This window comes from Clostridium sp. (genome assembly GCF_040797585.1).
In the GTDB taxonomy this organism is placed as follows: domain Bacteria; phylum Bacillota; class Clostridia; order Clostridiales; family Clostridiaceae; genus Clostridium_Z.
On record NZ_JBFNEO010000164.1, the window covers coordinates 1 to 6,558 of the forward strand.

Below are 6,558 nucleotides of genomic sequence, written 5' to 3' on the forward strand. Positions count from 1 at the left end.
AGTTAATACTCATAATAAGTAAAGTGAATGATTTGGAGTTAGTGATTGTAATAAATATAAAGATAAATATATATTATTAAATAGAAGATTAAGTATATTTAGTAGTTTTTAAGTGGTGTAGAACCCCTATTATTCTATAAATGAATAATAGGGGTCTTAAGTTTTAAAGATATATAGAAAATTATAAACTAATTGCAAGCTTACTCCACTAATATTAGAAGTTTATTCGCCTTAATTTAGCTAATGTGATATGATAAAGGTAAATATTGAAATTAAAGGATATAGTGAAAATAAAGTGGGAATTTTAAGGAGGTTTTCATGGAAGATGAAAATTATTTTGAGGTAATATTTACTACTATAAAAGACGAAGAGTTAGATTATCTTAGTATTAATGCAACATTAGTAATGAAAAATATAGAGAATGAGGATGAAAAGTCAATTGGATATGCAAATATATATTTTTTTAATGAATATAGAGTAGATTCATGGGATGATTTAATTTATAGTGCAGATTCAATATCAGGGGATGTATTAGAAGTCATAGATGTATTAAGTAAAGCTAAGGATAATGAAGAAATAAGTGGATTAATTGCAGTTATAGATCATATTGAAATAGATGGAGAATATAGGCATCAAGGTTATTGTGGCTTATTATTAGAGCAAATGTTAGAGTATTTTAATTATATTAATGTTAATTACATAGGTTTAATTCCAGCAAGAATTTATGAGGATAAAGTTGTTCAAAATGAAGATAAAGCCATAGAGTACTATATAGATAAAGGATTTAAGCCAATATCTAGGAGAGTAGGCGGAAATGTAGTAATGGGAAAATCACTAATGTATATTTAGGAAAGGTAAAGAATAAATATGAGTGAAAAAATCTTAAGTAATTATGTAAATATGAATAGTCCTTTAGATGATCTAGATATTATTCATAAGCTTTCAGTAGTAACAGCACATTATGCTTATAGAAATGGGCCAATTGAGGATATGCATTCTGATGGCAAATTATCTGAAAATGATATGAAAGAATTGAATAAATTTGTTGTAAATAAATTGGCATATATTTTTACTTTAATATTAGATAAAGATAAATTAAGTAAAATAAGAGCATATTGTAGATATAAAGACGTTGATATTAAGTTAACTTATGCAACTATGATATATGTTTTTAAAGATGGAATTATGAATAAAAAAATAATAATAGAAAATCTTAATGAAAATGATATTGAAGAATTATATGAGTTTATGCAAAGAAAATTAGCAGTAGTATTTAATTTGATTTTAGAAAAAAACAATGAAATGATAAAGAAATTTCTCGTAATGGGAATATTTTATTGTCAAGATTGGGATTGTGCTATACCTGAAAGTATAGATTTTGAAAGCTTTTTACACATATTAAGTAATGTATAATTTTGGGCCACTTTAAGATTTTAATTCCTTTCTATTATTTATATCCACGATAGTATATCATGGTTTTGTTACTCTATACTTATAAACTTATTATAAAATTTATTTTTTAGTATAATAATTTTTCAGTATAGTTAACATTCTTAGGAGTTAGATGTTCGTAATCCTCGATTACAATTCTAGATTTTTCATTTAATTCTTCATAATTGAGTAGAAAGAAATTGGTTCTAGGGGTATTATGGTATTATTATGATGAATAATATATGTAAATGAATTTTTATTATAAATTATTTATAATTTCATACAAGTCTTTTCGTTAAATATCCTAATAATTCTATTGAAGTAAAATTATATAATAAAATGGCTTAAAAAGTCACCACCAGAAATAATATTAATGGTGTCTTTTAAACTTTTAGAGAAAGGTTATATGTAAGATTGAGGTTTTAATATAACCTTTATGCATTTATCATCCTTGCCATCAAAGATTTTGTATACATACTCTCCTTTATCAATAGAAAGCTTATGGGGTATTATATCGACTACATCAAATTTACCTGAGTTAATTAAATTTAGAATTGGATCAATATATGAGTAAGCAGGGCATTGACCCATTTTTAATGTAACATTTTTAAAGAAGAAATCTCTTAGAGAGAATGTGTTATATTTAGCCCTGTAGACTTATACCAACGTAACAGTACCCCTCTTTATTACAGCTTGTGTTGACATTTATATAGCTGATTTTGATCCATCTTGAATTTTTAAAAGACTTTCTATCTTTTCTATATTAGACATTTTACCATCCATGCCCACATAATCTATTACAGCATTAGCTGCTCCACTAGTAAGTTCTTTTAGATTGTTCAAAATTTACTGTTTCCACTTGGTTATATTTTTTAGCATGCTCTAGCTTATAATCTATACAATATACAGCAATTATTCTCTTTTCTCCTTTATATATAGCTTACTTCTGAGTTAAAAGTTCTACAGGTCCACAGCATAATATTACAACAGTATTTCCAGGTTTCACCTAAGCCATATATACACCTTAAAGAGAAGTAGGCAAGATATCAGTTAAAAATAATACTTGTTCATAAGTTAAGTTTTCTGGAATAACCTTTGGTACTGCATTACCATAGGGAACTCTTAGAAATTGTGCTTGACCATCATTTGAAATAGTTCAATAAATTCAAATTATACTATATAATCAAAGAAAGTGCTAAAATTACTAAATATTACTTGTTGTAGCACGAATTCTATGATAATGAAAGGATTGAAGAATTTATGAATAAGACAAACTATACTTCAATTGATGAGCTGGTACAAATACCATGGCTTCAATCAATAAGCATTGGTAAAGAAGGAAATGTTATTTCATATGTTAAAAGGACTTCTGATTTATCTGAAAATGTATACAGAAATCATGTATGGGTTTATGAAGTAGATGGAAAAAAGCATTATCCCATCACAACAGGAAAATTTGAAAGTAGCAACCCTGTATGGGCACCGGATAAGAATTATTTAGCCTATATTATAGAGATGGGCGAAAAAGAAAAGCCTCGAAAGCAAATTATTTTGAAAACCTTTGACGAGTTCAATGGAATCCAGATCACAAATTCTAAGGAAAGTGTAAAGAAATTTATATGGTCACCTGATGGAAAGGGAATATATTATACCACTACAGAATCCGACTCAGAGGAATTAAAGAAACGTAAAGAAACTTATGGGGAATTTGAATACATTGATAAGGAATATAAGAATGATTATTTATGCTATGTAGGAATAGAAGAGGCAATTGAATCATTTAAAGAGATGAGTAATAAGAAAAAAGATGATAAGGAAGAACCAAAGGATATCAAAGTTGATATAACAAACCCCATGGATTTTAGCATAAGGAGCTTTCAACTATCTCCAGATGGGAAAAAAGCTGCCCTTATATGTACTCCAACGGGAGATATAAGAGATGAAGAAACAAAGATATATCTATTAGATATTTTAACTAAAAAGTTTAAAAAACTTAATATTATTAGAGGTTTTATTTCAAATATTGTATTCTCTCCAGATGGAAACAAGATTGCATTTTCTAAAACTCCAAGAGAACCAGAATATTATGAATGGAAGGTTTATGAAGAGAGTATTCTAGAGATATACGATCTTGAAAAAGAAGAGACTATAATGAGGTTATCTGAGTTTGACAGGGGTGTTATGCCTATTAAATGGACAAGTAAAGGAATACTTGCAAACTGGCAGGATAGAGCCAGCTATAAAATAGGAATGGTTTCTGAAAAGGGTGAAGTTTCTCCAATCTATAGTAATGATGAATGTTATATAGTTGATTTAGATAGTACGTCTGATGGTGAAAATATAGCCTATATTAAATCAGAAAAAAATAAGGCTGCTGAGGTTTACATAAACTCAGAAAGGATAACGGATGAAAGCAGAATATATGATAATAAACTACTGAGTAAAAAAGAACTTATAATCTGGAGCACCAAGGATGGTCTTGAGATAGAAGGAGTCTTATCCAAGCCATATGATTATGATTCTAATAAAAAGTATCCACTTTTGGTAGTTATACATGGCGGACCAACATGGGCATCATTCCCCATTCATAATATGAATAAAGTATATCCAATTGAGCAGTTTGTAGAGAGAGGCTTTATGGTTCTTGAGCCTAATTATAGAGGGAGCTCAGGCTATGGTAATAAATTCTTGACCTGCAATTTTAGAATGCTTGGGGTGGGAGACTATGAGGATGTTATTTCAGGAGTAGATTCACTAATAGAAAAAGGAATAATAGATAGGGAAAGAGTTGGGGTAATGGGTTGGAGCCAAGGTGGATATATTTCGGCCTTCTGCACAACCTTTAGCGATAGATTCAAAGCAGTTTCTGTAGGAGCAGGAATAAGTAACTGGACTACGTACTATGTAAATACAGACATAACAACCTTTACTAGGTCATATCTAGGAGCAACACCATGGGATGATCCAGAAATATATGCAAAAACTTCTCCTATGACTTATATAAAAACTGCTTGCACACCAACCCTTATACAACATGGTGATAATGATAAGAGGGTGCCTGTTCCAAATGCATATGAGCTCTATAGAGGATTACAAGACTTAAAAGTTGAAAGTGAACTTGTAGTATTTAAGGGAATGGGACACGGGCCTCATAAACCAGGACTTCATAAAGCAGTAATGGAACAAAATCTTCAGTGGTTTGTAGAGCATGTTTAATAAGGATTTTTATAAGTAGCAATAAATAGAAGAAAGTTGAGCTATATTAAGTTATGAGTTCAGCTTTTTTCTATTTAAAACATAAAGGTGACAGATATAATTTAGGCATAAGTAAAAAGAGTGGTTATGCACAATATATAAATCAATGTGCATAACCACTCTTTTATTAATTATTTTTAAATGTTTTATAGACTCATAAAATCAAGGCCAAGGTCAGAGTCACCTACTGTTTTAGATTTTTCAGGTTTCTCATTTGACATATATGGATACTCGAAGTTAGTACATGGACATAGATTTTCCTTTATAGTTCTAGGGGATACCCATCTAAGTAGATTAATATGACTGCCAGCCTTATCATTAGTTCCAGATGCCCTAGCACCACCAAATGGTTGCTGGCCAACAACGGCCCCAGTTGGTTTATCATTGATATAGAAGTTGCCCGCAGAGTTTCTTAGTTTATAAAGCATGTGTTCTATATTATAGCGATTATTAGAGAAAATAGCTCCCGTAAGTCCATAGACAGATGTTGTATCACAAAGGTCTAAGGTTTCATCAAGGGATTCATCCTCATAAACGTATATTGTAATTACAGGTCCAAATAGCTCGTCAGTCATGGTTTCATAGTCAGGTTTTAAAGCTTGAATTATGGTAGGTTGTACAAAGTAGCCAATCTTATCTGTTCCTCCACCGAATATAACCTTTGCATCGTCAGAGCTATGAGCTTTATTTATATAATCCATAATTTTAGTATAGGCACTTTCATCAATAACAGCTCCCATAAAGGTGTCGAATTCGCGTACATTACCTACTTTTATCTTAGAAACAGCATCAAGGAGTTTCTCACGTAAAGAAGGCCAAATTGAGCTAGGTATATAAGCTCTTGAAGCAGCAGAACATTTTTGACCTTGATACTCAAAAGCACCACGGATAATTCCAGTAGATAATTCATCAATATTAGCAGTATTATCAGCAAATATAAAGTCCTTACCTCCAGTTTCTCCTACCAATCTTGGATATGTTTTATAAGTGGAAATATTATCTGAAACTTTTTTCCATAAAGTTTGGAATACTTTTGTTGAGCCAGTAAAGTGTATACCAGCTAAATCTTTTGATGTTACACATACTTCTGATATAAGAGCTCCACTTGAAGGTACAAAATTTATAACTCCAGCAGGAAGTCCAGCTTCCATAAGTATTTTCATAAATAGATAATTTGAATGAACAGCAGTACTAGCAGGTTTCCATACAACAGTATTACCCATCATAGCAGGAGCAGTAGATAGGTTTCCACCTATAGCTGTAAAGTTGAATGGTGAGATTGCTAAAACAAAGCCTTCAAGAGGCCTATATTCTGATCTGTTCCAAGCATCGATAGTTGAATCAGGTTGAACATTATAGATTTCTCCCATAAAGTGAGTGTTAAATCTAAGGAAATCAATAAGTTCGCAGGATGAGTCTATTTCAGCTTGATAAGCAGTCTTACTTTGACCTAACATTGTAGCTGCATTTAACAGTGCTCTATATTTACCACTTATCAGATTAGCAGCTTTATTAAATATAGCAGCCCTTTGATACCAAGAAGTCGCTTCCCATCTTTCTTTTGCCTTTAAAGAAGCATCTATAGCCATTTTAAGTTCCTTTTCTGTAGCTTTGTGATAACGACCTAGCACATGACCTTTTTCATGGGGAATAATAAACTCTTCAGTGATATTTGTGAAAACTTCCTTTCCATCTATAATTAAAGGAATATTTTTTTGAGAATTGTATAGCTTATCTAATGTGGTTTTTAATTCTAGTCTTTCAGGTGTACCAGTAACATAACTCTTTATAGTCTCATTTGTAGGCTTATTTATTTTGTAATTCGTATTCATATAATACAACCTCCACTTAATAAAAAATAAGTCTTGGGAC

At 30.7% G+C, this 6,558-nt stretch carries 6 protein-coding genes; 3 read left to right on the plus strand and 3 right to left on the minus strand.

The window, feature by feature from the left end; all coding sequences use genetic code 11:
• The first annotated feature begins 318 nt into the window (after window positions 1-318).
• Window positions 319-849: a hypothetical protein gene (locus AB2369_RS10200; RefSeq protein ID WP_367666375.1), complete on the plus strand. Its 531-nt coding sequence runs from the start codon at window positions 319-321 to the stop codon at window positions 847-849.
• A gap of 51 nt (window positions 850-900) precedes the next feature.
• The gene (locus AB2369_RS10205; RefSeq protein ID WP_367666376.1) at window positions 901-1,413 is read left to right on the plus strand and encodes a hypothetical protein; all 513 of its coding nucleotides are present in this window, start codon (window positions 901-903) and stop codon (window positions 1,411-1,413) included.
• A gap of 420 nt (window positions 1,414-1,833) precedes the next feature.
• On the opposite strand, the gene AB2369_RS10210 is transcribed toward AB2369_RS10205, so the two are convergent.
• Both AB2369_RS10210 and AB2369_RS10215 read right to left on the minus strand, forming a co-directional pair.
• Window positions 1,834-2,022: a hypothetical protein gene (locus AB2369_RS10210; protein WP_367666377.1), complete on the minus strand. Its 189-nt coding sequence runs from the start codon at window positions 2,020-2,022 to the stop codon at window positions 1,834-1,836.
• Between the two features lie 114 nt (window positions 2,023-2,136).
• Window positions 2,137-2,274 carry a hypothetical protein gene (locus tag AB2369_RS10215; RefSeq protein WP_367666378.1) on the minus strand — a complete coding sequence of 46 codons (138 nt, stop codon included), beginning with the start codon at window positions 2,272-2,274 and terminating at the stop codon, window positions 2,137-2,139.
• Between the two features lie 417 nt (window positions 2,275-2,691).
• On the opposite strand from AB2369_RS10215, the gene AB2369_RS10220 reads away from it, so the two are divergent.
• Window positions 2,692-4,647, plus strand: a complete 1,956-nt coding sequence (locus AB2369_RS10220) for a prolyl oligopeptidase family serine peptidase (protein ID WP_367666379.1) — start codon at window positions 2,692-2,694, stop codon at window positions 4,645-4,647.
• 185 nt (window positions 4,648-4,832) lie between these two features.
• Here AB2369_RS10220 and pruA read toward each other — a convergent pair whose 3' ends face one another.
• Entirely contained in the window at window positions 4,833-6,518 is a 1,686-nt protein-coding gene (gene pruA / locus AB2369_RS10225) for an L-glutamate gamma-semialdehyde dehydrogenase (RefSeq protein ID WP_367666380.1), read from the minus strand.
• Window positions 6,519-6,558: the final 40 nt, after the last annotated feature.

Coding starts and splice junctions, on each gene's coding strand:
- AB2369_RS10200 (WP_367666375.1), top strand. CDS start 319: ATGGAAGATGAAAATTATTTTGAGGTAATATTTACTACTATAAAAGAC.
- AB2369_RS10205 (WP_367666376.1), top strand. CDS start 901: ATGAATAGTCCTTTAGATGATCTAGATATTATTCATAAGCTTTCAGTA.
- AB2369_RS10210 (WP_367666377.1), bottom strand. CDS start 2,022: ATGGGTCAATGCCCTGCTTACTCATATATTGATCCAATTCTAAATTTA.
- AB2369_RS10220 (WP_367666379.1), top strand. CDS start 2,692: ATGAATAAGACAAACTATACTTCAATTGATGAGCTGGTACAAATACCA.
- pruA (WP_367666380.1), bottom strand. CDS start 6,518: ATGAATACGAATTACAAAATAAATAAGCCTACAAATGAGACTATAAAG.